Origin of the sequence: Alkalicoccus daliensis, assembly GCF_900103955.1 — a bacterium.
Classification (GTDB): Bacteria; Bacillota; Bacilli; order Bacillales; family Salisediminibacteriaceae; genus Alkalicoccus; species Alkalicoccus daliensis.
Genome location: NZ_FNIL01000006.1, coordinates 97,287 through 122,334 on the forward strand (window position 1 = coordinate 97,287; position 25,048 = coordinate 122,334).

Genomic DNA, 25,048 nt, shown 5'->3' on the forward strand with positions numbered 1-25,048 from the left:
TAGAGTGAGTTTTGTTTGCTGAATTATCGATTGTTCCAACACCAACTCCTTCTGTTATTTATATTCTTCAAACAAATAAACAGAAGGAGCAGCTTCAGAATCTGTAAAGTAAATTAGAGGTGGCATTAAATTACACTGAGGCATAAAAGCTCATGGGTGTACCTACCGCTTTTTAATGATTTACTTTTTTTACCTATATAATATACATCTCTTTGTTTTCTCTAAAAGGCGATATTATCACCGGGGTAATCTTATTACTTATATTCTTATTTAACTTCCGTCTCTGAACGTACGATCAACACATCACAGGAGGCATGCCGGGTAATATGCTGCGATACACTTCCAATGAGAAAGCGTTCCACGGCGTTTAACCCGGTAGCTCCGGTGACGATTAAATCCACGTTATGCTTTTGGGCTACATCTTTTGCAATTTTCACTTTTGGGGAACCATAGTCGAGAACCACCGTGACGTTGCTTGCCCCTTCCTTCTCAGCAAGCTCCTTATACTCATCCAACATGCCGATTGCATACTGCTCAGCTTCGGGGAAAGTAGTCTGGTTATGAGGGCCCGCAGGTCCCACGACAGCAGTGGAACGGGGCTCGAAGATGTGAACCAAGATCAATTTAGCACCATGGTCTTTTGATAATAGGACTGCTTTTCTAAATGCACGTTTGGCTTCGTCCGATCCGTCTACCGCAACAAGGATAGTACTATAACGAAATGTCATATTAATCTCCTCCTCGTGAGTGCAGATTAAGTGCCAAATAGCAGTTAAGATACCTTATACTATCGATTATCTCATGTTTTTCATGTTAAAACCATACAGATCTCCCCGTGAGAATTTACAGTTGAATAAGTGGATCAGATAGATCCCATGATAATATATAATTTCTTTCACGAAGATGGTCATATTTATGTTTCAAACCAGGAGCATACCTGATACTAAAGGAAAAAATCAGGTGCTGCAGATTGCAATTCTGCTTTTTCACTCAACAATTCATTAATTAACTCATCCTATTCTTTTCTATTTTGTTCAAGATTTTTTAGTTCTGTCGCTTCAATCATCTGCACACTTTCACAATTTTATTATCAGTTTTTAAAACGTTTGTTTTGTAATTTGAAGAGTTTGAGATAAATTCGACTCCGGTACTTATTTTTCATTTACCTTCCTCACCAAAACATATGATAAAGTATAAACTAACTATTTTTCGGAAGGAGGAGGCAGGTGTGGCGCTCCGCAATAAATTTCAGACGTTGGTAATTTTCCTGGTGATTCTGCCTCTTCTCATCGTCGGCTGGCTTACATATGATCTGGGTTCTTCTATATACCGCGATCAGATAAATGAACATATGCAGGATACATTGAATGCGATTGACCTTAACATCCGCACAACGATGAACGAAGTGGATTCATTTTCTGATTACGTCGTTACTTCCGGTCCGGTTATGAATCATTTAACCGTGGATACCTGGGCGAACCCCCAGCAGGAGGTGCAGAATGAAAATATGATCTCCCAATTATCCTTCAGCAGTGATCTTACCTATGATTTTTCCCTTATCCCTAACACGGGAGAAGCCTTATATTTTATTGCTCCTCCGGAAGAGCGGTTTGTGCAGCTGGAGGACTCCTCCCTTGCAGATGCAATTATTGAAAAAAGAGGCCGCACCCACTGGACCGGCCCCTCGAGTGAAGAGATGGAAGAAGGATTTTCTCCCGTATTCACCGTAGGGCGGAGTGTCATTCATCCGCAGACACTTGAGCAGCTGGGGCTATTCTTTTTATTTGTGAATCCAGACCTGCTGCAGTCCGCAGATTCTCTCGGTGCCAACAGTGAAACCTCCTGGAGCATTTTAAATGAAAACGGGGAAACGGTGTATAATACTTCGCCGGATCTGCTGGGAGCTGAAATAGATAACAGTGTTTTGCAGCAGACAGAAGGAACTTATACTTATGAGGATCAGGAATTTTTTTATACTTCTACGGAAACAGCCCAGGACTGGACGCTCGTATCTTTTATCAATGTACAGAACATGAGTACAATTCTGGTGCCTGCGAGAATTTTTATTGCAGGTATTATCGCCTCACTCCTGCTGCTGCTTTTTCTTTTTCATAAGCTCTTTTCCCAAAGGCTTCTTCAGTTTATTCAACGGTTTAACGAAGGAATGACAGAAGCGGCGGAAGGAAATCTTCAGGTGAAAATGGAGCATTATAAAGAAGAAGAATTCCAGACACTCGGCACAAGCTTTAACTACATGGTTCAGGAGCTGAAAACTACGATTAAGCAGGTAGAAGAAGAACAGCAGCAAAAGCAGCGTGCCGAATTTAAAGTATTACAGCATCAGATTAATCCGCACTTTTTATACAATACGCTTGAATCTGTGAATGCGTTAGCCAGCTTAAATAAAACAGAAGAAGTGCAGCATATGGTGACAAATCTGGGAAAACTGCTGCGCATCAGCTTAAAAGGCCCTTATGAAATCTCTCTTGCTGAAGAAATTAAGCACGTTTCAAGTTATCTGGAAATTCAAAGGGTGCGTCACTCCTATACTTTTGATTATGAAGTTCAAATGGAGCCGGAATTAAAAACACAGCACGTGCTAAAACTGATACTTCAGCCAATTGTAGAGAACGCCATTGAACATGGGATGGCATCCACGGCATTTAATGTGATCAAGATTCAAGCATTCCTTTCTGAAAACAGCCTCGCCCTGCGGGTAACTGATAATGGACCCGGCTTCCCGGAAACAGTGTTGAAAGAATTAAATCAAAGAACGCAATTAACTGCATTTGAAGGCCACGGCGTATTGAATGTACATGACCGTATACAGCTTTATTACCTAAAGCACAGCGGTTTACTTATCTGCTCTGAGCCTGGACTTACTATCGTGCAGTTAAGGATCCCTTTAGAAGAGAAGGAGGAAGAAAATGTATAGTGTGCTTCTTGTGGATGATGAAAAACTGATTCTGGAAAGTCTGGAGAAAACCTTCCCGTGGGAAGAGCTTGACTGCAGCATAGTCGGCACCGCTTCAAATGGCCAGGAAGCGCTGCGTAAATATCAAGCACTCCTCCCCAATATAGTTATTACTGATATAAAGATGCCTGATATGACCGGCATTGAATTTTTAGAAACAATCTTTTCCCAACGGGAGGTCGACGAAGTAATTGTACTGAGCGGTTATGACGACTTTGAATATGTAAGAAGCGCACTTCAGTTCCGGGCCTTTCATTATTTACTCAAGCCGCTCGACAGGGCTGAACTGAAAGAAGTCCTGCTGGATGCAAAAAAGCAAATTAACAAGAAAAAAGAGGCACAGATTGCTGCTTGGAAAACACAGCTGTATGAAGCAATTTTTACAAAAAAGCAGCACACAACTCTGCCTTTTTCAAACTATACATTGATGGTAATTGAACACACAGATCCAGCTGACTGGCAGGAATTGTATTTTACAGCTGAATATATATTTGCATACCCTCTTTCTGCAGATACAGTGCTCCTGGCAGGTACAGGCGAACAGGCGCCGGAACAAATGAAAAAGCAGTTTCTCACAGTATCAGCAGAGCAGCCTTCTTTAAAAGCCGCCATCAGCCCGATGATTGATACACCAGAAGAATTAAATGAAGCCTTCAAGTCAGCACAAGAATATCTGGATAAACAATCTTTCATTGCTGCTTCCCTCATTACAAGTGATTTGTATGAAGAGTATGTCAGCCAGGAATCTGTGACACATAAATATATCTATGAAGCAAAAGAATATGTTACGCGGCATTGCCATGACCACCTCCGCAGCGAAGATGTAGCAAAAAAGTTCGGCTTCAGCACAAGCTATTTCAGTACATTGTACAAACAGGCACACGGTATTTCCTTTTCTGATCATATTAAAACAGAACGTTTAAAAAAGGCGCAGCAGCTCTTAACAGAAACAAATAAACCTGCCTATGAAGTAGCTGAAATTGTAGGATATGAAGACCAGCGCTATTTCAGCCAGGTATTTAAAAAGGAGTTCGGTTTTACACCGAGTGACTATAGAAAAAAACATACGAAGCTCCGCTGAATCTGTATACAGACTCAGCTTTCCAGAAGGATCATGGCAGCATTCCCCCCATGATCTTTTTTAGATCAAAGCAATCACTGAAAATCAAATCGTTTATTTTTTTTCGAAAAATATTCTACATAAATCAAATCATCACCTCATTCCGAAAGCGCTTACTTTCATTTAAGCTAAGAACCAAGGAGGCGAAATCATATGAAAAAATCATTTTATTTACTAGCTTCAAGCGCCGTATTACTAGCACTGGCGGCATGCGGGAATAACGAAGAAAGTGCCAGCGGGTCCAACGCAGAAAACGAAGAAAGAACGACAGTTGAATTTTTCCAGGTGAAAGCAGAAGCTGTGGATACGTTCAATGTCTTAATTGAACAGTTTGAAGAAGAAAATCCTGATATTGAAATTGATCAAAATACGGTGCCAGACGGAATGACCGTTCTGACTACCCGATTTTCTACAGGCGACATTCCTGACTTATTTATTACTTATCCAGTAGAAGAAGATTACGTCCTGCGGGTCAATAACGATTACTTAATGGATATTACGGACGAAGGTTTCATCGATGATATCAACCCTGAAATTCAGGACCGGTACATAGAAAATGGCAGGATGTATGGTGCTGCCCTTTCGCTGAATGCGAATGGCGTGCTTTACAACAAGGAAATTTTCGAGTCGAACAATATAGAGACTCCGGAAACCTGGGATGAGTTTACTGCTATTTTTGAAGAATTGGAAGCAGCTGGAGAAACACCTTTAATCATGGGGAATCAAAATGTAGATCAGACTTCTATTTTTAACTTGAACTTTATTGCCCAAAAATTTGATGCCGATTTTTGGGAACGCTTTAACGAAGGAGAAATAGATATAACCGAGGATGAAGAGTGGCGGGAAGCTTCAGAAAAAATGCTGGAAATACTTCAGTATGCGCAATCTGACCATATGGGCACAAACTATGACCAGGGAAATGAAATGTTCGCAGGCGGAGAAGGTGCGATGTACTTTATGGGTGCATGGGTGCTTCCTACCCTCCGTGAAATGAATCCGGACTTCAATGAAAATTTCGGCTACTTCCCTTTTCCACAGACGAATAATCCGGAGGAAAATGTCACTATCTCTGGAGTCGATGTCGGTTTATCCATAGCGGAAGATACAGAACATCCTGAAGAAACATTGAAGTTTGTCGAGTTTTTAATTGAGGAAGCACAGCAGTTTGCAAATATGGATGGTTCTTTCAGCGCAGTAGAAGGCGTGGAAGTGCAGGACGAGGTGCTTGAAGGACTTTCTCCACATGTAGAAAATAACCAGGTGGCAAACTGGCCTAACCATTACTGGGCTGGCGGCACGGCAGCAGAGGCGGATTTCCGCTCCCACACGCAGAACTTCTTTAACCATGAAGATATAGACCAGTATTTAGCAGATTTAGAAAGTATGTTCAGCAGCTATCGTTAATAGAAATCCCTTATACACTGACTGATTATTATATCAGCTGCCGCAAAAGATATTCCTTTTTGGGGCAGCTTTTTTCTACCCTTTATTATTGGAGAGGATACTGATGAATAATAATGCCTATAAAAGCTTAAGCAAAGGGTACATGATGTTTCTTCTGCCCGGGCTGCTGCTTTTATCCATTTTCTACATTTACCCAGTACTAAGCGCCGTTTATATGAGCATGACAAACTGGGACGGAGTCAGCCGTACCCATGATTTCGTCGGCTTCAGCAATTATTTAACAGCTGCGACTGACGGCAGATTTTTAAATGCACTTTCTTTCACCCTGCAGTACGCCTTTGTTTCGACAGTACTATCTAACATCATTGCCCTCAGTGTCGCGCTGGCATTGGTGAAGAAAATTAAATTCAGAAATACCTTCCGCGCAATTTATTTTTTCCCCGCGGTATTAAGTATGCTGATTATCGGGTATATCTGGCAGCAGATTTTCTATAACGTAATACCTTACATCGGGGAAAGAATCAACGTGGAAGCATTACAGACAAATATGCTCGGAAATCAGGACCTTGCTTTCTGGGCACTGGTGATAGTCACAGTATGGCAGGCTTCTGCAATTCTCGTGGTAATCTACATGGCAGGCCTGCAGACTGTTCCGGAAGACGTATATGAATCAGCTGCAATTGACGGCGCAAGCGGCTGGAAGCAGTTTTTCAAAATCACACTGCCCCTGATTGTTCCATCTATCACAATTTGTTTTATTCTCGCAATGAAGCAGCACTTAATGGTGTACGATTATATTGTTGCTTTAACAGGAGGCGGCCCGGGATTTGCTACTGAATCAGTAACACTGCTTATTTACAATCTCGGGTTTTTAAATAATCGCTTTGGCTATGGTACAGCTGTGGCGCTCATGTTATTCGTGTTTATCATTATTGTTTCTATCATTCAGATCAGTTACTTAAGGAAAAAGGAGGTGCAGCTGTAATGGAGCATCCGCTTAAGAAATTCAGCCTGTACGCGTTTATTATTGCCGGCGCCTTATTTATCTTATTTCCACTTTATTTAACAGTGGTGACCGCCTTTAAAACACCTTCTGAATCCGCCGAATCCCTGCTTGGGCTGCCAAGCAGTATCCAGTTCACCAACTTTATTCAGGCTGCAGAAATGAGTAATTATTTCAGTGCCTTTTATAATTCTTTTTTCATCACTGTGCTGTCCGTAATAATTATTATTTTGCTCGGTTCTATCGCTTCTTTCTCTATTGCGAGAAATCAGCATAAACGATTTTACCGGGTAATGTACTACTTTTTCGTCAGCGGGCTGTTTGTGCCTTTCCAAGTAATGATGCTGCCATTAGTACAGCAGCTGAGTGCACTGGGGATGCTGAACAAATGGGGGCTTATTATGCTTTACGCCACCTATGGTCTGTTTCAGTGTGTATTCCTTTATGTAGCATATTTCCGGTCGATCCCCAGGGAAATTGAAGATGCAGCATTAATTGATGGGTGCGGCGTCTTTCGAATGTTCTGGTATATTATTTTTCCGATGCTGAAACCAATGACAGTTACTTTAATTGTCTTAAATATTATCTGGATCTGGAACGACTTCTTAATGCCACTTGTGATATTAAGCAGTGCTGACGACTGGACCTTGCCTCTGATGCAGTATGTATTTGAATCGCAGTACGCAGCAAACTACAATCTTGCATTCGCTTCCTACTTAATGGTGCTTACGCCTGTAATTATCGTGTACCTGTTTTTACAGCGGCATATTATCGGCGGCGTCTCTGATGGAGCTGTAAAATAAATTTTTAGAAAGCAGGGATTTATTATGAATACGATTGTTACAAACTACACGACAGAGAAAGCAGATACATTCATCCGGGAGAAGCTCCCCCTTCTTCCAAACAGCATATATCGCCCTTCCTATCATATCACTGCTCCTGTCGGCTGGATCAATGATCCGAATGGGCTTGTTTATTTCAAGGGAGAATATCATGCATTTTATCAGTATTATCCTTATGGCACAGAATGGGGACCTATGCATTGGGGGCATGTGAAAAGCAAGGATCTGTTGATCTGGGAACACCTTCCTGTTGCACTTGCTCCAGAATACGAGTATGAAAAAGGGGGCTGTTTCTCAGGGAGCGCGGTGGTGCATCATGATAAACTGTATTTAATTTACACCGGCCACAATGAAGAAAAAAGCCCAAAAGAAGTGCAGTGCGCAGCAGTGTCTGAAGACGGGATCCATTTTGATAAGTTTCCAGCACCAATCATTCCTTCTCTTCCAGCACAGGCTTCCGAAGATTTCCGGGACCCGAAAGTGACATGGAGAAACGGAAAATGGTATCTCTTTATAGGCACCTCTTATAACAACCGCGGCAGACTCGTCTATTATACTTCAGAAAATCTAACGAACTGGAGCTACCAAGGAATAGTTTTGGAAGGGGGGGCTCATCAGGGGACAATGTGGGAATGTGTAGACCTTTTTTCTTTGGAAGACAAAGACGTCTTGATTTATTCACCTATGGGATTGATGGACTCTAAAACACGTTACATTGTCGGCAATTGGAACAAGGACGGTTTTGAAACGCTGACAGAAGGGGAAATCGACCATGGCACGGATTTTTATGCCCCGCAGACATTTGAAGATGCCAAAGGAAGAAGAATCCTTATTGGCTGGATGAACATGTGGGAAAAAGCAATGGAAGAAAAGAAAGAAGGCTGGGCAGGTGCCCTCACTCTCCCGAGAGAACTTTCCCTACTAGATAATCATCTAGTAATGACACCCGTTGCGGAATGGAAAGACGCTGTTTTAAAGAAGCATCCTGTTGCAGTAAAACAGGAGAACCCACAGGTAAACCTGGAATTCACTCATCTTTTTTTCCATTATAAAGGCCGCAGTGATCAAGATGTGGAATGGAGTGTAACGTCCGGGCAAGGGGATGCTTTTACCCTGCATGTTGATTCATCCAAAAAACACATTATGCTGAATCGTACCGGAATGCTTGCTGGAGAGAAAGATTGTTTAACAGTTCCATTACCAGAGGAAGCAGATCAAATCGAACTGGAAGCCTTTATTGATCATTCTGCCTTCGAGCTTTTTATCAATCATCAGCTGACAGTCTCTCTAAGGATTTACTTCCAGGAAACAAACGTTGTTTTTGAACAGCTTTCTCCAGACAATGAAACACTGATTTACAGCTATGAATAATTCCCTGAGTTAAAGTCTTCCGCGGAGAAACCCAATTGAGGTTTTCTCCGCGAAAATGTTTTTATAAGCTCGTCTATCAAAACTTTTTTCCCCTTAGAATTCCAAGTTATAAAAACTAAGGGTAACAGGACAGTTTTATCCTTCGGGTTTTAATATCCATTAACGGCTTCAAGTATTTATTAGTAATCCCCTGCTTTGAAGCCTTTTACCTTTTTCACTTCTCATACAACTCAATCGGCAGCTCATCCGGATCCGAGAAGAAAGTAAACAGCTTGGAAGTGTGCGGATCCACCCGCACTTCCTCGACTGCAATTCCTTCCTGCGTTAACTCCGCTACTGCTTCCTCCAGATAGTCTACTTCAAAAGCTAAATGGCGCAGCCCTCTCGCTTCGGGAAAGCTAGGCCTTTCAGGAGCGCCCTGAAAGGAAAACAGCTCTATCTGGTACTCTCCATCTACTGCAAGATCCAGCTTATAGGAATCACGCTCTTCTCGGTACACTTCCTGCAGAGGCTCCAGTCCCAGGACACGTATATAAAAGTCTTTTGATTTTTCGTAGTCGGCGCAGATGATTGCGATATGGTGGATTTTATTGAGTTTCATTTTTCGGTCCCCTATTGAAACAAAGCAGCTGCTGTGATTCGTGATTTCTGCTGTTCGCTTGTTTCGTTTAATTTCTTCAATGCATTTTTTACATCTTGTAAGGAAAAAGCTGCTTCTTTATTTGCCTCCAGATGCTCATTCAGAATCTCTGCAAAAGTCTCTTCCTTTAATGTGGAAGGCACCGTTACAATTTGCTCCAGCAAAAGGAAAAATTTATCCTTCATACGGAGCTGTCCCTGATTTTTTTCAGGATGCAGCAAGTCTTTAAACAGCTTACGGACTTCAGCTTGAAAATACTCATTCTGCAGTCCCCGCTCGTCAAATGTATACTTCACCAGCTGAATAAAAGCATATTCTTCTGCTTTTTTTATAGTATCATCTCTACTGTACTTTCTCTGTTCCATCCTGGTTGTATACACCGCATCCATATAATACTTTCTCAGATAGGAAAGGAATTTATATCGGAAGATGACTGCCGGGTCCCCAAATAGATTGATATGTGTCATTACACGCGTAATATTATATAAACGAATTGGTGCAAATCTATCTTTTTCTTTCCGCTCCCCGCCGAATAAACGCAGGATCTCCAATGTCCATTTATCCTGATGCTCCACGGAACGAAAAAGCTGAAAGTATTCGTAGGATATATCTTTTATGTTTCCTTCTCTTCTGTATTGATAAGGAAGTTTGCCTCCAAAGTTCTTTTTCATATACCTGCTGATTTTACGAGGGTGATAAATCATAGACTCCGGACCAAAAATGTCTTCAAATGCCTTCTGTGAATCTGCGTTATATGTATTAAAATAGTCAATTACATTATTAGAAAGCTTTTTCTCTGTCCTGGAGCCTCCGCTCATCTTCGTAATTACATCTGCCTCCTGGTGATCCAGGCTTTCACTTTCATAATAGAGGCCAACTAATTCATCCCGGTAAATCTGATTCCGCACGCGGGAATTTTCGGCAATAATGTAGGAGAAAAAATAGTATATAGCAAAGATTAAGCTGCAAACTAAAAACAGAAAGCTTGCCAGACGAAAGACCGGGTGCTCTATAAACATTAGAAAAAGAGAGAGGATATTTACAACAGCAAACAGCACCAGCAAATGGTAGATCCTTATTATGTACAGCAGTTTGAATTTACGTACGAGAAACTTCCCGTAGTCCACCCCCACTACCCGCTTTGTTTCCGCGAGTGATGTTAAGCCGATAATGGTCATATTAATTGCAATAATAGCCAGTATCAGGCTGTTATCATAAATCATGTCCTGAAATGCAACCATTCCGATACCTCACTTTCAGTGAATTAATTACGCAGCGTTAAAAACAGCCTCCAACAGTTTCCATCACCGTCGAAGGCTGCAGTCATTTATCAATCCGCATTGAACAAATCACGCGTATATACTTTATCTTTTACATCGAGTAAGTCTTCCGACAGGCGGTTCGCCACGATGACGTCCGCTTCTTCCTTGAATTCCTCAAAGTCATGCATTACTTTAGAGCCGTAGAATTCTGCTTCATCAAGCGCAGGCTCGTAGACTACTACTTCCACACCTTTTGCTTTAATCCGCTTCATGACGCCCTGAATCGCGGACTGGCGGAAGTTGTCGGAGTCGGTTTTCATTGTCAGGCGGAAGATTCCTACTTTTTCCGGTTTCCGCTCCAGGATCATCTGGGCAATGTGGTCCTTTCTTGTACGGTTCGCATCGACAATTGCGGCCATAATGTTGTTCGGCACGTCCTCATAGTTTGCGAGGAGCTGCTTCGTGTCTTTCGGCAGGCAGTAGCCCCCGTAGCCGAAGGAAGGGTTATTGTAATGCGTGCCGATCCGCGGATCAAGGCTTACCCCGTCAATAATCTGCTGGGGATCCAGCCCGCGTACTTCTGCATAGGAATCGAGTTCATTAAAGAAAGCTACCCGCATGGCAAGGTAGGTATTCGCAAACAGCTTGATTGCTTCCGCCTCCGAAGAATTTGTCATCAGTACGTCGATGTCTTCTTTGATTGCTCCCTGCACCAGCAGATCTGCAAAAGTTTTAGCTCTTTCCGACTGTTCTCCCACCACAATGCGGGATGGATACAGGTTGTCATAGAGAGCCTTTCCTTCCCGCAGGAATTCGGGAGAGAAAATAATGTTTTCTGTGTTGTACTTTTCTTTCAGTTCTGCAGTATAGCCTACAGGAATGGTGGATTTAATAACCATTACTGCCTCTGGATTAATTTCCAGTACTTTCGTAATTACTGCTTCTACAGAAGAAGTATCAAAATAATTCGTTTCCGGATCATAGTTTGTCGGCGTGGAGATAATCACAAAATCCGTATTCTTAAATGCCTGCTTTGCATCAAGCGTCGCAAGTAGGTTTAACTCCCTTTTTTCCAGGTACTCGGCCATGAGATCATCAAAAATGGGCAGCTTTTTATTATTAATCATGTTTACTTTCTCTTCTACAATATCCAACGCTACCACTTCATTATGCTGTGCTAATAAAATGGAGTTGGATAACCCCACATACCCCGTACCGGCTACTGCTATTTTCATTCATTGACACTCCTTCATGTATTATCCATGCAGCTTTTCCACTGCGTTCACTAGAATATATGTACTTTCATTTCCTTCCTCATTTTATCTTATTCTCGAGGGAATTACCATTCTATAGTAAAAACAATGCTTCTTATTATGTACCATCTTTAAAAATTAATATAACTTCTTCTGTTATTATTTGGTAAGATAGATCTAGAAGAATCTAGACAGATCCACCTATTACTCCCTAAAAGAAAGAAGGTTCCTTTTATGGTATTTACAGAAGGTATGATAAAAAGTATGAAGCGTGATAAAAAGCGGATACAGACCGTGGTGGAAATGAGCGCTGTAATCTCCAGCGTCAGTGAGACGATAAAAGAAACTTTTTATGTTCATATTATCATGAACCGCACTGGCACTGAACCGGAAATAGTTATTATTAATGGCCTCGATATGCTTTCTCCTGTAGAAGATGAAATTACGCCGGAAGAAATGAATGCTTATTTTAATGCGTTCGAAGTTTATAAAGAGTTTATGCCGCAGATACAGGAGTTTTATGATGGTGGAGGAAGTTATTTTTTACGGAGACAGTGGCTGCTGTAGTGATATTTTGCTGCCTTATAGATTAACCCTTTTTCATGTCCGATGCTCGCCGGACATTTTCTTCTACTTGTAGTAAACAATAACCTCAATCAAATCCTTTCTTATAAATTTAATAACTGACTTTCATTTTTTCCTCAGTAATTATTTTGAAAATTTTATACATTTAGCCGATTTAGTTCACAGCCAGCCTTTACCCACGTGGTTCCCTGTGACTGCTAGACTAAAGTGGTTCATGCGTAGTTTTGGGGAGACTATCATTGAATATTATCGAGAAATAGAAACAAAAAGGAGTGTTTTCCATGCATACACTGCCTAATTTCTATGAACCAATCGAAGGAATGGATATTGTCGCTTGGCAGGAAAGCTCGGAAAAAATAGAAGTGGTGGCTGTTTCATCAAAGAAAACAGGCAGCTGCCCACAATGCCACTGTTCTAACCACAAAAAACATAGCCGCTATGTGCGAATGTTGCGAGACCTGCCGGTCTCCGGGAAACAGGTCACGCTCCTGCTTCAAACGAATAAATGGTTTTGCTTGCAATCCCTATGTCATGTAAAGATATTTACAGAACGACTCCCAGGGATTTCCCCTTCCAAACGAAATACGGACCGACTGCAGCTGTTATTGCAGGAACTGGCTTTTTCTATGAGTGCCAAGGCTGCAGAGCGCTGCAGCAAAGCCATGGGTATCCCCCTCAGTCATGATGCTTTTTTATACTTGATCCGTGCGACGCCGGAATCATCATCGAAAGAAACTCCCTTTCGTCGCAATAGATGATTTTGCTCTGCGAAAAAGGTTTCACTATGGAACAATTGTGGTTGATTTACTTACGCACAGACCGATTGATTTATTCCCAGGGCGTACGGAAGAACAAGTGAAGCATTGGCTCCTCCATCATCCTTCCATTCAAACGGTCAGTCGGGATGGCTCGAGAGCCTATCAAACCGCGATTACAGAAACATCGCCTCATATTATTCAGGTCACTGACCGCTGGCATATTTTAAAAGGTTTGTTCGAATCCGCCAAGGAAGAAGTCTATCATTACTTCCCTGCGAAACGAAAGGATCCACCGATCATTCCCAAATCTCCAACCTCTTCCTCCAAAAGGAAAAGTGACCGAAAACGGGAAGAAAGGGAAGAGAAGCATTGGCAGAGGATCCAGCAGGTGCAATTACGCCATGAACAAGGAGAATCTGTTGCGGGATTAGCCCGCGCCTTTCACCTGGCACGCGGGACGATTTATCATTACTTAACCGTGCAAACACCACCAAGCCATAAACGGGGTTCTCCCTACGATTCCTATCGTTCTCTTATCCATGCATTGATCCAGCAAGGAAAGAAGGGAGATGAGATTGAGGTGGTATGCAGGCAATCCGGCTATCAGGGTGCTCGTTCTACTCTCAATACGATGATTGCCCAAGAGAGACAACAACTTCTTCCTCCAGCCTCGGTGATTAAACCCAGTGAAGTGTTCAAAACGCTGTGGAGCATGTCTCATCCGAAGCAGCCAACTGGAGAAATAAAGGAAGAATGGGAGGCCTGATGGCCTCCGCTCCAGCAACTACTATCCTTTTTAGTTACTTTTCGTCAAATGTTTGTGCAGAAAGACGATACTCTTTTTGATTCTTTTCTTCAGATAAAAGAATGGGCTGCTTTCCCTGCGATCCAACGTTTTCTTCGAAGAGTCAACAAAGATTCTCTGGGGATTCGCCATGCTGTTCTTCTGCCTTGGAGTAATGGCGTAGTTGAGGGGCATGTGCATCGATTGAAAGTGCAAAAAGCGATCATGTATGGCAGAGCTTCCTTTGACCTGTTACGAAAACGTGTATTATATCGTTCTGTTATTTTATAAACAAACGCCTCATTGTTATTGTGAAAAAAGAAAAACAAATAGGAACGCTAGAAGAGGGAGCAGTTCCCCAAAACTACGCATGAACCATTTCTACTTGACCGTTACATTCCCTCTATACCTCGACAATATGGGTGGAAAGTAAGGCCCCTTCATGATATCGAACATAATTCTAACCTAGTTTTAGAGCATCCAAAGCCACCCCTATTTGCAACAACTGCTTATAATGAAGTACCTGCTTACTAATTTTATTCTTTAAAAGAATATGGGTTCTTAATGAAAAAGAAAGACGTTGAAAAAGAGTTTTTCTCTTCTTCAATGTCTCAAACAAGCTACTTACTGCTTAAACTTTTTTGAATAAAATAAATTAAAAGTCGTCAACATTAAAAATATAACAACTTTATTAATACTATACTCTTAGTAACAAGTTCCACAATAGAAGCTAAAATTAATACGTAAGACGCTCCTTCTAACCCATAGGAGGGTATTAATAAATACCCCCCTATTAAACTTGCACTTACATACACTCCACCTATTAAGGGCTGAATTTTAAAAGAACGTGTGGCAGTAATTCCATACCCTAAAAATGAAGCTACATATTTAATTACTCCTGCTATCATAATTAATATAAAAACATATGAATAATTAGCATAATCTTCTTGGTATAATATTGTTAATATTTCCTCCCCCATTATTATCGCTCCCATTAGAGCTAAACTACCTACTAACAATCCAATTAAAATTAATTTATAAATTAATTTCCTGAAACTATATGTATTCCCGCTTGCATAATATTTTGCTAACCTCGGTGTAGCTGATTGACCTAAAGCACTAATAACAGTATTACCAGCTATTATAAGGTATGCCAAAGCCGCGAAATACCCTAATGCTTCTTGACCAATATAATATTCTAAAAAATATTTAGGTGTATTAGTATTTAAAGATCCCATCATTAGAACAACACCTAAAGGTAAAGAAAGAATAACAATATTCTTCATCTTAGCAAAATTGAAAGTAGGCTTGAATTTTGCAAATCGCTTAGCATTATATACATCAAAAAGTATTAAAACCATTCCCCATGTTATTACTAAAGATAAGCTCCCATAAATGATACTATTAGTAATCCAAAGTATAGTTCCAAAAGTAACCAGAGATAAAATTCCTTTTATTATTTTTGATATAGCAATATAATCCATAAATTCATTCTTTTGCATTAAACCAAAAGAGATATCACTAATAGATTCAACAATTTTAGCTACACTTATAATCAATATGACCAGCATAGTTTCAAAAGAATAGTTAGTAAGTAAAATGATAAGACATATTATTAAAAGAGCAATAAAAGACATAAGCGACCTTAGCCCTAGATAATCATTAAAAGTATATCTTTCCACTGTATCGGTCGCTTGTATAGCTCTCAATTGTAGGTTAGTCAACATCATAACAGGAGCAGTTATTGCTAGAGCCAATGCAAATATTCCTACCATTTCTGGCGTTCCTAATTTCGCTAAAACTACTAACATCCCCCATTGACATGCTGCGTACACAAGATTGCCTGCAAGAGTCCAAGACATATTCTTTCTAAGAGAAAGTGGCTTTAAAAAATCTTTATTATTTGTTTTACTAAAATTCAACATGGACCTTCCTCATCTCTTATATAATGAAAAGTAATACATCTAGAATTTAATATATAGGTAGTATCAATAAGTTGATGCAAGGTACTTAGGGTATCGCTTCAAAGTAGAATTTGCCCAGTTTCTCCTCTGATTCTTTTGTAACGAATTCGAAACCTCTCCTATAGCACCGGTTAAACCGTTGTGGAATCTGCGTTCATCGTTTGTTATAATCTCCTCCTCTTATAGTTTACATTATTTACACTGTCATTTTTTTGGAAAGTAAGAAACACATTTAGATCCTATACCCAAGATTGGAAGACTTCCGAATATCTTTCCAGAATTTCTTTGTAAGCTTGAGTAATAGCTCTATTTTTATACCCGAGTGTAGCAAATTGGCTGTAAGTTTTAACCTAAGACGTATCGGACAATTATTTTACATAGTTCAGTGTATTTTACATACTATATAACGTAATGTTGGAAAACCGATTTTGAATAGTCTTCCGCAATTTCTTTTTACAATCTAAGAAGTTCATTAAAAATATGAATAAGAAAGTTCTTAAAATTTTTAGGTTTAGCAACTAACTAAATTCTATTTGAACTTCATAAAGTACTTCTTTGATTTTATGAAAGAATTTCTTTAAAACAACTTTCGTAATCTTTAACTATTTTTTTTGCATCAAAAAATTTTGCTCTTTTCCCTCCTTCAATTAAATACTTTCTTCTCATTTCATTGTTTTTTAATAGTTCAATTGATTCACTTGCTAGAATTCCTATATTACTAACTGGTACTAAGACTCCATATCTATTTTCTTCGATTATCTCGTCTGGCCCTGATTTACAGTTAGTAGAAATCACAGGTACTTCTGAGGCCATTGCTTCAACTATTACATGACCAAAACCTTCCCACTTAGAACTCAATATAAACAAATCAGCTAACCTCATATATTTATATGGATTACTTTTAAACCCAAGAAAAACAACTCTATCTTCAATATTTAAATCAACACACAGGTCTTTTAAACTTTTTTCTAAAGGTCCTATGCCAAGAATTAAAAGTCTTACATTAACTTCTTTGTTTATAATTTCAAATGCTTTCAATAGAGTTTGATAATCTTTTTGCTCAGCTAACCTCCCTACAGCTATCATTAATTTCTCTTTATCTTTTCTCTCAAAATCCTCTACTGTGTCTAAACTTAATTTGTAGACTTGGTCTACTTCAACTGGATTATAAATAACTTTTATTTTATTTTCTTTGATTTTAAAATTATTTACTAAATCTAATTTCACTCCTTCAGATAAAGTAATAACTTGATTAGATATAAAATTATATGTTATGTAAGTGAATATTTTATTTATTGGAGTGACCTTTCCTGACTGAGTTCTGTTATTAGCTTCTCTAACAATTGTGGGAATTTTAGAAAACGATAATAATTTAGCTAATAATAAAATAATATTATTCCCATTAATTGTACTAAATAATAAGTCGGGTTTTTCTAAAATGATACATCTACGTAATTTAAAAATACTCCCTCTTAGTCTATCTCCATTCAGTATTATCACAGATACATGTTTCGACAACAAATCTAAATATACATTATTTTCTTTTTTTACAAGTACTATAACTGCCTCATACTTTTCTTTATTTAAATTATTAATAATATTTACAACTGTCCGTTCTGCACCGCCTCCCGATAACGAATACATAAAGAAGAGAATCTTAATTTTCACTTATATTTCCTCCAATTTATTCTTTGATTTCAAATAAAATATTTTCGTAAGGAATCATAAACATTCCTCTATGAGAATCCCCAAAATATGCAAAATAACTATATATTATACAATAAATAATAAACAAAATCAGAAAAAGAAATTTCATAGCATAATCTTTATTAACTTTTATAGTTGCTGCCATTAAAAAAATGAAACTAATATTTACATACCAAATCATTCTACCTATTCCTATAATTGGAGAAAACATATCAGTTGTAACATAAATTATAAATAATGCAAAATAGAAGTTATAGAACTTATTATGCTGAAATTTATTATAGTGCAATAAAAATAATATCAGAAAAGGTATAATTGTTATAAAGCCAACATTAATTATTCCTATTGTTTCTATGTAGTTTTGATACCTACTTGCTGTTATAAAAGGGTAAACAAGTAATCTTATTGATATTAAAGCTATTGGTAAAATAACTATTAATTTAAGTAATGAACTACTTTTAATATTTTTTTTGTAATCTATATTAATAAATAATAAAATTAATGCAAATAAAGCTGAATAATGAAACATAGTTGCTAGTAAAACCATTATTATATATTTTGTTTTGTTATTATTTAAAATAAATTGATAAGCTAATAAAATTATTGATACAGCTAAACCCAACCTTATTATTCCAAAATAATAAAAGTATTGAGTTGTTGCAAACATAAACACAATAAGTGGTAACGATGCATTCCCTATTTGATTAGCAAAGATTTTATAGAAACAATACACTGTAAAAGCAGAAGTAATAATTATTAACCATTGAAAATCATCAAATATTACATAAATAATTCTATTTAAAATATAAAAACCTGGTTCAGTTGTATAAGTTTGATAGTATTGTCCTAATCCTACACTGTTTGCATAAACATAACTTCTAAGATAATTTAAATCATCAACTCCTATACTAGGACTTCTCAACCCCATAACTAAGATCAATACACTCATTGATAGGAGCCAAAAAAATAAGTGTGGCACTTTTTCACCATTTTTGTTGTACCTGAAGTACCTCTCTGCTAGACCTGCAAATAAAGTGGCTAACATTATAGTTAATATATAAAATATATAAGAATACATATTAGTTATGCTCCTAACTTACAACTTCAAATTCCTATACGCTATTCTTCATTGAGTGAATTTTTAAATTCCTTTAAAAATCTTTTTCTCCGTATTTCAATTAATGCTTTATCATACATTTTAGCTTCTAAGTAATTTCGCTTCGCTTGCAAAATCATATTCTCTTTATTAAAGCTAACAATCATATTAGCTATATTTTCTATATATTTTTTGTTTTTATTAATAATAAACTTCGATTCAAGTAACTCTGGAATCCCTCCACTTTTTGTACCAAATGCAGGAAGGCCAAAACTCATAGCTTCTATTAAAGCTCGGGGCAAACCTTCGGTTTTACTTGGTTGCACATAAACGTCAATTTTCTTTAACCATTCAAAAATCATATGATGTGACATGGTACCATAGAATTTTATATTTGCTCTCACTTTATATTTTTCTGCAATTTCAATTAAACGATTCTGGTCTCCACCTCCCACTAGGTGATAGCTAATATTTTTATAGCCTCTTTTGTTTAGTAAACCAATTGCTTTAATTACATCTTCTTGACCCTTATATTTAACGTTAACATCTCCAATTGTTCCAAGAGAGATTTTTTCTTTATAATTTGAATTATTAATTAATCTCAGTCTATTGTTTAGAACTTCCTCTTTAAAATCTGTTAATACTACATTTGAACAATTAACACTTTTTCCTAAAGTAGGATAACGTTTTTGCAAAAAGTTACTTGTAACATATATTGTAAAAGTAGCTTTTTTAACTTTGTTTCTCATTTTCATAAAACTAAAATAAGCAAGCATTTTTCCTTTATAATTATAATTCCATAAAGTATCTAATGAGCACCCAACTACTTCTATCAAATAAGGTTTTTGATGTTTTTTAGCATATCTTATAGCTAGATTCCCAGCGTTGCTAGGCAATCTAGCTATAATATAATCATTTTTAATTACATTTCTTTCGATAATTTTCATTTTATTCATATTTTCTTTAATATTAATAAACGACTTAACTGAATTTTTTGTGTCAGGAAGCAATTCACAAGGATTATTTAATATATTAAAATTTTTTTCAGCATAATCCGAGTCATAAATATACTCTTCTTTTCTTCCTATAATTGTTATGTTAGAAAAAACAGATTTATACCTTTCCCAAACCTCTTCGTTATAACTTCCACCTGTATAATAGTTTCCATATTCATCTTTTTTTATCTTAGTATCATGTACAAAAAGCAAACTCATTTATTCACCTCATATCTGTTAACGTGTCAAATTTTCTTTATACCACTTTATTGCAGCCTCAATTCCCGCTTCAAAACTCCATTGAGGCTCATAATTCAACATTTTTCTTGCTCTAGATACATCTGCATTACTATGCTTAATATCACCAGCTCTTTCAGGTCCAAATATTGGTTTTACACTTTCCTTTTTTAGTACTTTACATAGGATTTCAAAAATATCTATTAAATACTCTCTACCACCATAAGCAATATTATAGGCTTCTCCAGCCGCCTCACCTTGAGCTTTACAAGCTTTTAAATTTGCCTCGATTACATTTTCAATATAAGTGAAATCTCTACTTTGTTTTCCATCACCATTAATTGTTGGGGATTGATTGTTGAGTAATTGTTTAATGAATTTCGGGATTACTGCTGCATAAGCTCCATCTGGATCCTGTCTTCTCCCAAAAACATTGAAGTAACGAAGTCCATATGTGTCAAGGCCATACAATTTTGCATACAACTTCCCATATTCTTCATCTACTTTTTTTGTTAATGCATAGGGCGAAAGAACATTCCCTTCCCTACCTTCTTGTTTAGGGAGATTTGGTTCATCTCCATAAACAGATGAACTTGATGCATACACAAATTTTTTAACCCGGTTTTGTTTAGCTGCTTCCATCATAAATAAAGTACCTTTAATATTGATCTCTTCATAGAATAGAGGCATTTCAATACTTCTTGGGACACTACCCCAAGCAGCCTGATGCAGTACATAGTCTATACCTTCGCATACTTTCATACATGTCTCTAAATTAGTAATATCACCTTCAATAAAAGTGTAATTTTGATTATCAATAAACAATTCTACATTTTCATTTTTACCAGTAGAAAAATTATCTATTCCTGTTACTTCATATCCCAAATTGAGAATAGCTTCTACTAAATTTGAACCAATAAATCCAGCTGAGCCCGTCACTAAAAACTTACTTCCTTTTGGAAATTTCAAATCTTTATATCCCACTTTACAACCTCCAATATAAAAAGCTTTCTTCTGCTTCTGATTTATTGAATAACCCTTTTACATCAATTAATACACGAGCATTTTTTAGATCTTCTAGATAGGACTCTGAAAACAAACTACTACTGCCCTCAATTAACGCATTACTTTTTTTGGTTATTTTAAACATTTTCTTAATATCTTCTAATTTGATCATTTTAAATGCTTCATGTGGCACAGCCATTATTACCGCATCTACATCGTTAACTTCCTCGACTTCGCTTAAGGTTATTCCATATACACGCAATAAATCTTCTTTATCAGCAACTGGGTCTATAATTTTCACTTCTACTCCGTACTCTTCTAACTCTTCGGTAATATCTATTATTCTCGTATTTCTAACATCTGGAGTATTTTCTTTGAATGTAAAACCAAATATAGCAACTTTGGCGCCTTGAATCTGTTTATTAGCTTTTATCATTTTCTTTACTGTATTTTCAGCGATATACTTTCCCATTCCATCGTTAATTTTTCTCCCTGAAAGTATTATCTGAGAATGATATCCTAACTGCTCTGCTTTATATGTAAGGTAATATGGATCAACACCTATGCAGTGTCCTCCAACAAGACCTGGACTAAATTTCAAAAAATTCCATTTAGTACCTGCTGCTTTTAACACTGCATTTGTATCAATATTCATCTTATTAAAGATAATAGAGAGTTCATTCATAAATGCAATATTAATGTCCCTTTGTGCATTTTCAATTACTTTTGCTGCTTCTGCCACTTGAATTGTTTCCGCTTTATGGACGCCCGCATCCACTACCAATTCATACACTTGGGCTGCTATATTTAATGTATCGTCATCCATGCCAGATACTACTTTAACGATAGTTTCAAGACGATGCACTTTATCACCTGGATTAATTCTTTCAGGAGAGTACCCAACTTTAAAATCTACACCACATTTTAAACCAGACTCTTTTTCTAAAATAGGTACACAAATATCTTCTGTAACACCAGGATAAACTGTTGATTCAAAAATCACTATTGATCCTTTTGTTAGATTTCTTCCAAGTATATGGCTTGCTGATTCAATAGGAGTTAGATCCGGAGTATGGTCGGAATTAACAGGGGTCGGTACAGAAACAATATGAAATTTTGCTTCCGTTAACTTCTTTTCATCGGAAGTAAAATCTACTGTAGTATTTTTAATTATTTCATTCCCTACTTCTTTTGTTGGGTCTATTCCAGCTTTATAAAGGTCAATCTTTTCTTTATTAACATCAAAACCTATAACCTCCGCTTTACCCGCAAAAGCTACAGCGATAGGCATACCTACATACCCTAAACCAATGATAGATATCTTTTCTGTCTTATTAACAATTTTTTCATATAAACTCATTATGTTCTCCTTTTTTAATTACATTTTCTATTTCCACAAGATAAGAATCAACGACTTTCCTTCTATCAAATTGACTTTCGATTTTCTTCCTTGCGGAAAATCCCATAGCTTTTTTTTGACTATAAGTTAAATTAATGAATTTGTTTAGCGTATTGTATAAACTATCAACATTTTTCGGTTCTAAGCCTAAGCCTGAGATCCCTTCATCAAATATTTCCTTACATCCTGAGATCGATGAAGCTATTATTGGTCTTCCTATTGCTCCAGCTTCCAAAAGAACATTAGCCATTCCTTCATGATAAGAAGGTAAAATTACAGCATTACAATTAATAATAAATTCTTTTACATTTTCTTGAACTCCATGAAAGGTAATAATATTCAATCTTTCCAATTCCTCAGCTTTATCCATGTAATCTTCTTCATAAAAGCCCACTGCTTCAAAATTAACTTTTTCATTGATTTTTTTTATTAATTTAGCTGCTTCCGCTAATTCTTCAATTCCTTTCTCCTTCATTACTCGGCCAATATAAAGTATATTTATTTCTTGACTCTCTTTTGGATATTTGTTGAAGGGAAATTCTTCTAAATTCACTCCTGATCCTGGAACAAGTTTGTGAGAATCAAGTGCAATATTATGCTTTTTAAAGAAATTCATATTCTCATTATTTTGAAAAAATAGGGTTTGTACATTTTTAAATGCAATTTTATATAAATTTATTATTATATTTCGCATGATTCCATCTTTTTCTAAAGCAGTTCCTAATCCTGTAATAGTAGCTATGTACGGTACTTTAAGAGATCTGCAGGCTAAACCGCCATATATATTAGGTTTTATTGTGTAACTAATTACTATATCCGGTTTAATTTTTTTAATCATTCTTCTATACTCTGCAATTAATTTAAAATCATTGACTACATTCGTACCGTGACGCTCAATATTAGTTTCAACATAATGAGCTCCTATTTCTTTTAATAATTCTATTTTTTTTCCGTATGGGGAGGATATGTAAACTTCATATTTATTGCTTATTAATTGCTCAACTAATTCTTTCCTAAAATTATAAATAACCACATCATGATTCACTAATATTAGTACTTTACTCATTTTTTACTACTTCCTAACTCAGTCTCTTCAATAGAGCTCTTGAAATCATGTACTCTATAGTTCTTTTTATAATCACTAATTTTCATCTCATAAACTAAATTACCAAAGACCTTATTAAAAATTTTTATTTTGCCTACCAAAGGAATTAATATAGGGTTAAAAGTTCTAATTAACCTAATTTTTTTCCCATGTACTTCAGAAATAGTTTTTACAATATCACTTGTTTTAACATATTCGTTATTCTGTGGAAAAAAAAGTCCTCTTTCTTCATGTTCAATCATTAATCGGATAAACTCAGAGAGATTATTAATATGAAGAATACTGCGTTGATTATCAACATTAGGAAAGATAGGAAGTTTACGAGCTACTTTAGCTAGTTTAGGATAATTTCCTTTTGAATCTTTGCCATAAATCATTGGAGGTCTTATAATAACGACTTTAAACTTCTCATCTTCTAAAAGACTTATTCCTTCTTCTGCTTGAAGTTTACTTTTACCATAGAAGTCGCTTGGGTTTGGTTGAGTTTTTGAATCGATAACTTTAGATTCTTTACTACTTTCTCCATATACAATGATGCTGCTCATAAAAATAAACTGTTTCACTCCATCGTTTTTCGCTTTTTCTGCCACTTCGACCGTAAGGTCTCGATTAATTTTGTAATATTGCTCTTCCATTTTAGGATTGGAAGATACGTGTGCTATCCCTGCAACATGAAACACGATATTATAATCCGAAAAACTTTTCTCTTTCCATGCCTCTCCTCTTACACTTATAGCATCCAGTGAGTATGCATAGGGATACTGATCTAACCAGTTTTTTAAACTCTTTCCGACATAGCTGTTTGCTCCTGTTACTAAAATTTTTTTCATAAAGAGCGATTCTCCTTACTACTAGCTATTTCTTTATCAATTTCTATATCTCTTACTCCACCTTCAAGTACTCCATCATTTCTCATCACGCTTAGTATTGTTCCAAAGAAACACTTCACATCCATTTTCAAACCAATATTTTTTACATAATCTCCGTCAAGCTTTGATTTTAAAGAAATAGGCAGTTCATCTCTTCCATTAATTTGTGCCCATCCTGTTAACCCTGTAGGAACATTATTCGCCCCATACTTATCACGTTCAGCAATAAGATCATATTGATTCCATAAAGCCGGCCTTGGACCGATGATACTCATATCGCCCTTTAGTATATTAATAATTTGAGGAAGCTCATCTAAACTAGTCTTCCTTAAAAATTTTCCACTTTTAGTAATAAATGCATCCGGATCTTGTAAAAGGTGAGTTGGCATATCCTTTGGGGTCTCTGCTCGCATTGTTCTGAATTTTAATATATAAAAATATTTTTTATTACTCCCAACTCGCTTTTGTTTGAAGAACACTGGTCCTTTCGAATCAATCTTTATAATTATTGCCAGTATAAGAAAAACAGGCCATAAAAATAGCATAGCTAAGAAAGATAAAGTAAAGTCCATCAATCTTTTAATTTTAAAATACATCTTAATACCCTCCTTTATAACTCAATTAATTTCAAGAAACTATTTTTTAGGCGCTATCCCTATTTAATAAGTTTAGTTT

Annotated in this window: 22 protein-coding genes and 1 pseudogene; 10 read left to right on the top strand and 13 right to left on the bottom strand. The window is 36.9% G+C overall.

Annotated elements, in window-relative coordinates; translation table 11 throughout:
• Positions 1-266 precede the first annotated feature (266 nt).
• Entirely contained in the window at positions 267-728 is a 462-nt protein-coding gene (locus BLP92_RS10865; RefSeq protein ID WP_090842984.1) for a universal stress protein, read from the bottom strand.
• A gap of 500 nt (positions 729-1,228) precedes the next feature.
• Between BLP92_RS10865 and BLP92_RS10870 the strand changes: the two genes are divergently transcribed.
• The 6 genes from BLP92_RS10870 (at position 1,229) to BLP92_RS10895 (ending at position 8,714) form a co-directional block, all read left to right on the top strand.
• Positions 1,229-2,935, top strand: coding sequence for a sensor histidine kinase (locus BLP92_RS10870; RefSeq protein ID WP_175444261.1), 1,707 nt, complete (start codon positions 1,229-1,231; stop codon positions 2,933-2,935).
• Positions 2,928-4,055: a response regulator transcription factor gene (locus BLP92_RS10875; protein WP_090842986.1), complete on the top strand. Its 1,128-nt coding sequence runs from the start codon at positions 2,928-2,930 to the stop codon at positions 4,053-4,055. The genes BLP92_RS10870 and BLP92_RS10875 overlap by 8 nt, the downstream gene beginning before the upstream one ends.
• A 192-nt stretch (positions 4,056-4,247) precedes the next feature.
• Positions 4,248-5,498 (top strand): ABC transporter substrate-binding protein, encoded by a 1,251-nt coding sequence (locus BLP92_RS10880; protein ID WP_090842987.1) that lies wholly within the window; start codon positions 4,248-4,250, stop codon positions 5,496-5,498.
• Positions 5,499-5,601: 103 nt separating this feature from the next.
• Entirely contained in the window at positions 5,602-6,483 is an 882-nt protein-coding gene (locus tag BLP92_RS10885; protein WP_244516791.1) for a carbohydrate ABC transporter permease, read from the top strand.
• On the top strand, positions 6,483-7,304 hold the full coding sequence (locus BLP92_RS10890; RefSeq protein WP_090842988.1) for a carbohydrate ABC transporter permease: 822 nt from the start codon (positions 6,483-6,485) through the stop codon (positions 7,302-7,304). The genes BLP92_RS10885 and BLP92_RS10890 overlap by 1 nt, the downstream gene beginning before the upstream one ends.
• A gap of 24 nt (positions 7,305-7,328) precedes the next feature.
• On the top strand, positions 7,329-8,714 hold the full coding sequence (locus BLP92_RS10895) for a glycoside hydrolase family 32 protein (protein WP_090842989.1): 1,386 nt from the start codon (positions 7,329-7,331) through the stop codon (positions 8,712-8,714).
• 214 nt (positions 8,715-8,928) lie between these two features.
• On the opposite strand, the gene gloA2 is transcribed toward BLP92_RS10895, so the two are convergent.
• From gloA2 to BLP92_RS10910, 3 genes are all read right to left on the bottom strand, one after another.
• Positions 8,929-9,315 (bottom strand): SMU1112c/YaeR family gloxylase I-like metalloprotein, encoded by a 387-nt coding sequence (gene gloA2 / locus BLP92_RS10900; protein ID WP_090842990.1) that lies wholly within the window; start codon positions 9,313-9,315, stop codon positions 8,929-8,931.
• An 11-nt stretch (positions 9,316-9,326) separates the two neighbouring features.
• Positions 9,327-10,595, bottom strand: a complete 1,269-nt coding sequence (locus BLP92_RS10905; RefSeq protein WP_090842991.1) for a hypothetical protein — start codon at positions 10,593-10,595, stop codon at positions 9,327-9,329.
• A gap of 89 nt (positions 10,596-10,684) precedes the next feature.
• Positions 10,685-11,851, bottom strand: a complete 1,167-nt coding sequence (locus BLP92_RS10910; RefSeq protein WP_090842992.1) for a nucleotide sugar dehydrogenase — start codon at positions 11,849-11,851, stop codon at positions 10,685-10,687.
• A gap of 252 nt (positions 11,852-12,103) precedes the next feature.
• On the opposite strand from BLP92_RS10910, the gene BLP92_RS10915 reads away from it, so the two are divergent.
• From BLP92_RS10915 to BLP92_RS18345, 4 genes and pseudogenes are all read left to right on the top strand, one after another.
• Positions 12,104-12,436, top strand: coding sequence for a hypothetical protein (locus BLP92_RS10915; RefSeq protein ID WP_090842993.1), 333 nt, complete (start codon positions 12,104-12,106; stop codon positions 12,434-12,436).
• 299 nt (positions 12,437-12,735) lie between these two features.
• Positions 12,736-13,212 (top strand): transposase family protein, encoded by a 477-nt coding sequence (locus BLP92_RS10920; protein ID WP_090842994.1) that lies wholly within the window; start codon positions 12,736-12,738, stop codon positions 13,210-13,212.
• A 37-nt stretch (positions 13,213-13,249) separates the two neighbouring features.
• Positions 13,250-13,978 (top strand): transposase, encoded by a 729-nt coding sequence (locus BLP92_RS10925; RefSeq protein ID WP_244516793.1) that lies wholly within the window; start codon positions 13,250-13,252, stop codon positions 13,976-13,978.
• Positions 13,979-14,017: 39 nt separating this feature from the next.
• Positions 14,018-14,287, top strand: a pseudogene (locus BLP92_RS18345) (transposase); the annotation flags it as partial.
• A 380-nt stretch (positions 14,288-14,667) separates the two neighbouring features.
• Here BLP92_RS18345 and BLP92_RS10930 read toward each other — a convergent pair.
• The 9 genes from BLP92_RS10930 to BLP92_RS10970 form a co-directional block, all read right to left on the bottom strand.
• Positions 14,668-15,921, bottom strand: a complete 1,254-nt coding sequence (locus tag BLP92_RS10930) for an oligosaccharide flippase family protein (protein ID WP_090842996.1) — start codon at positions 15,919-15,921, stop codon at positions 14,668-14,670.
• 600 nt (positions 15,922-16,521) lie between these two features.
• Positions 16,522-17,628, bottom strand: coding sequence for a glycosyltransferase (locus BLP92_RS10935; protein WP_090842997.1), 1,107 nt, complete (start codon positions 17,626-17,628; stop codon positions 16,522-16,524).
• Positions 17,629-17,644: 16 nt separating this feature from the next.
• Positions 17,645-18,745 (bottom strand): EpsG family protein, encoded by a 1,101-nt coding sequence (locus tag BLP92_RS10940; protein WP_090842998.1) that lies wholly within the window; start codon positions 18,743-18,745, stop codon positions 17,645-17,647.
• Positions 18,746-18,786: 41 nt separating this feature from the next.
• On the bottom strand, positions 18,787-19,977 hold the full coding sequence (locus BLP92_RS10945; RefSeq protein ID WP_090842999.1) for a glycosyltransferase: 1,191 nt from the start codon (positions 19,975-19,977) through the stop codon (positions 18,787-18,789).
• A gap of 18 nt (positions 19,978-19,995) precedes the next feature.
• Positions 19,996-20,979: an SDR family oxidoreductase gene (locus tag BLP92_RS10950; protein WP_090843000.1), complete on the bottom strand. Its 984-nt coding sequence runs from the start codon at positions 20,977-20,979 to the stop codon at positions 19,996-19,998.
• Position 20,980: 1 nt separating this feature from the next.
• Positions 20,981-22,360, bottom strand: a complete 1,380-nt coding sequence (locus tag BLP92_RS10955) for a nucleotide sugar dehydrogenase (protein WP_090843001.1) — start codon at positions 22,358-22,360, stop codon at positions 20,981-20,983.
• Positions 22,347-23,465, bottom strand: a complete 1,119-nt coding sequence (locus tag BLP92_RS10960; protein WP_090843002.1) for a glycosyltransferase family 4 protein — start codon at positions 23,463-23,465, stop codon at positions 22,347-22,349. Before BLP92_RS10960 ends, BLP92_RS10955 begins: the two co-directional genes overlap by 14 nt.
• Positions 23,462-24,334, bottom strand: a complete 873-nt coding sequence (locus BLP92_RS10965) for an NAD-dependent epimerase/dehydratase family protein (RefSeq protein ID WP_090843003.1) — start codon at positions 24,332-24,334, stop codon at positions 23,462-23,464. The genes BLP92_RS10960 and BLP92_RS10965 overlap by 4 nt, the downstream gene beginning before the upstream one ends.
• Complete coding sequence (locus BLP92_RS10970; RefSeq protein WP_090843004.1) at positions 24,331-24,969, bottom strand: sugar transferase; 639 nt, start codon at positions 24,967-24,969, stop codon at positions 24,331-24,333. Before BLP92_RS10970 ends, BLP92_RS10965 begins: the two co-directional genes overlap by 4 nt.
• Positions 24,970-25,048 lie beyond the last annotated feature (79 nt).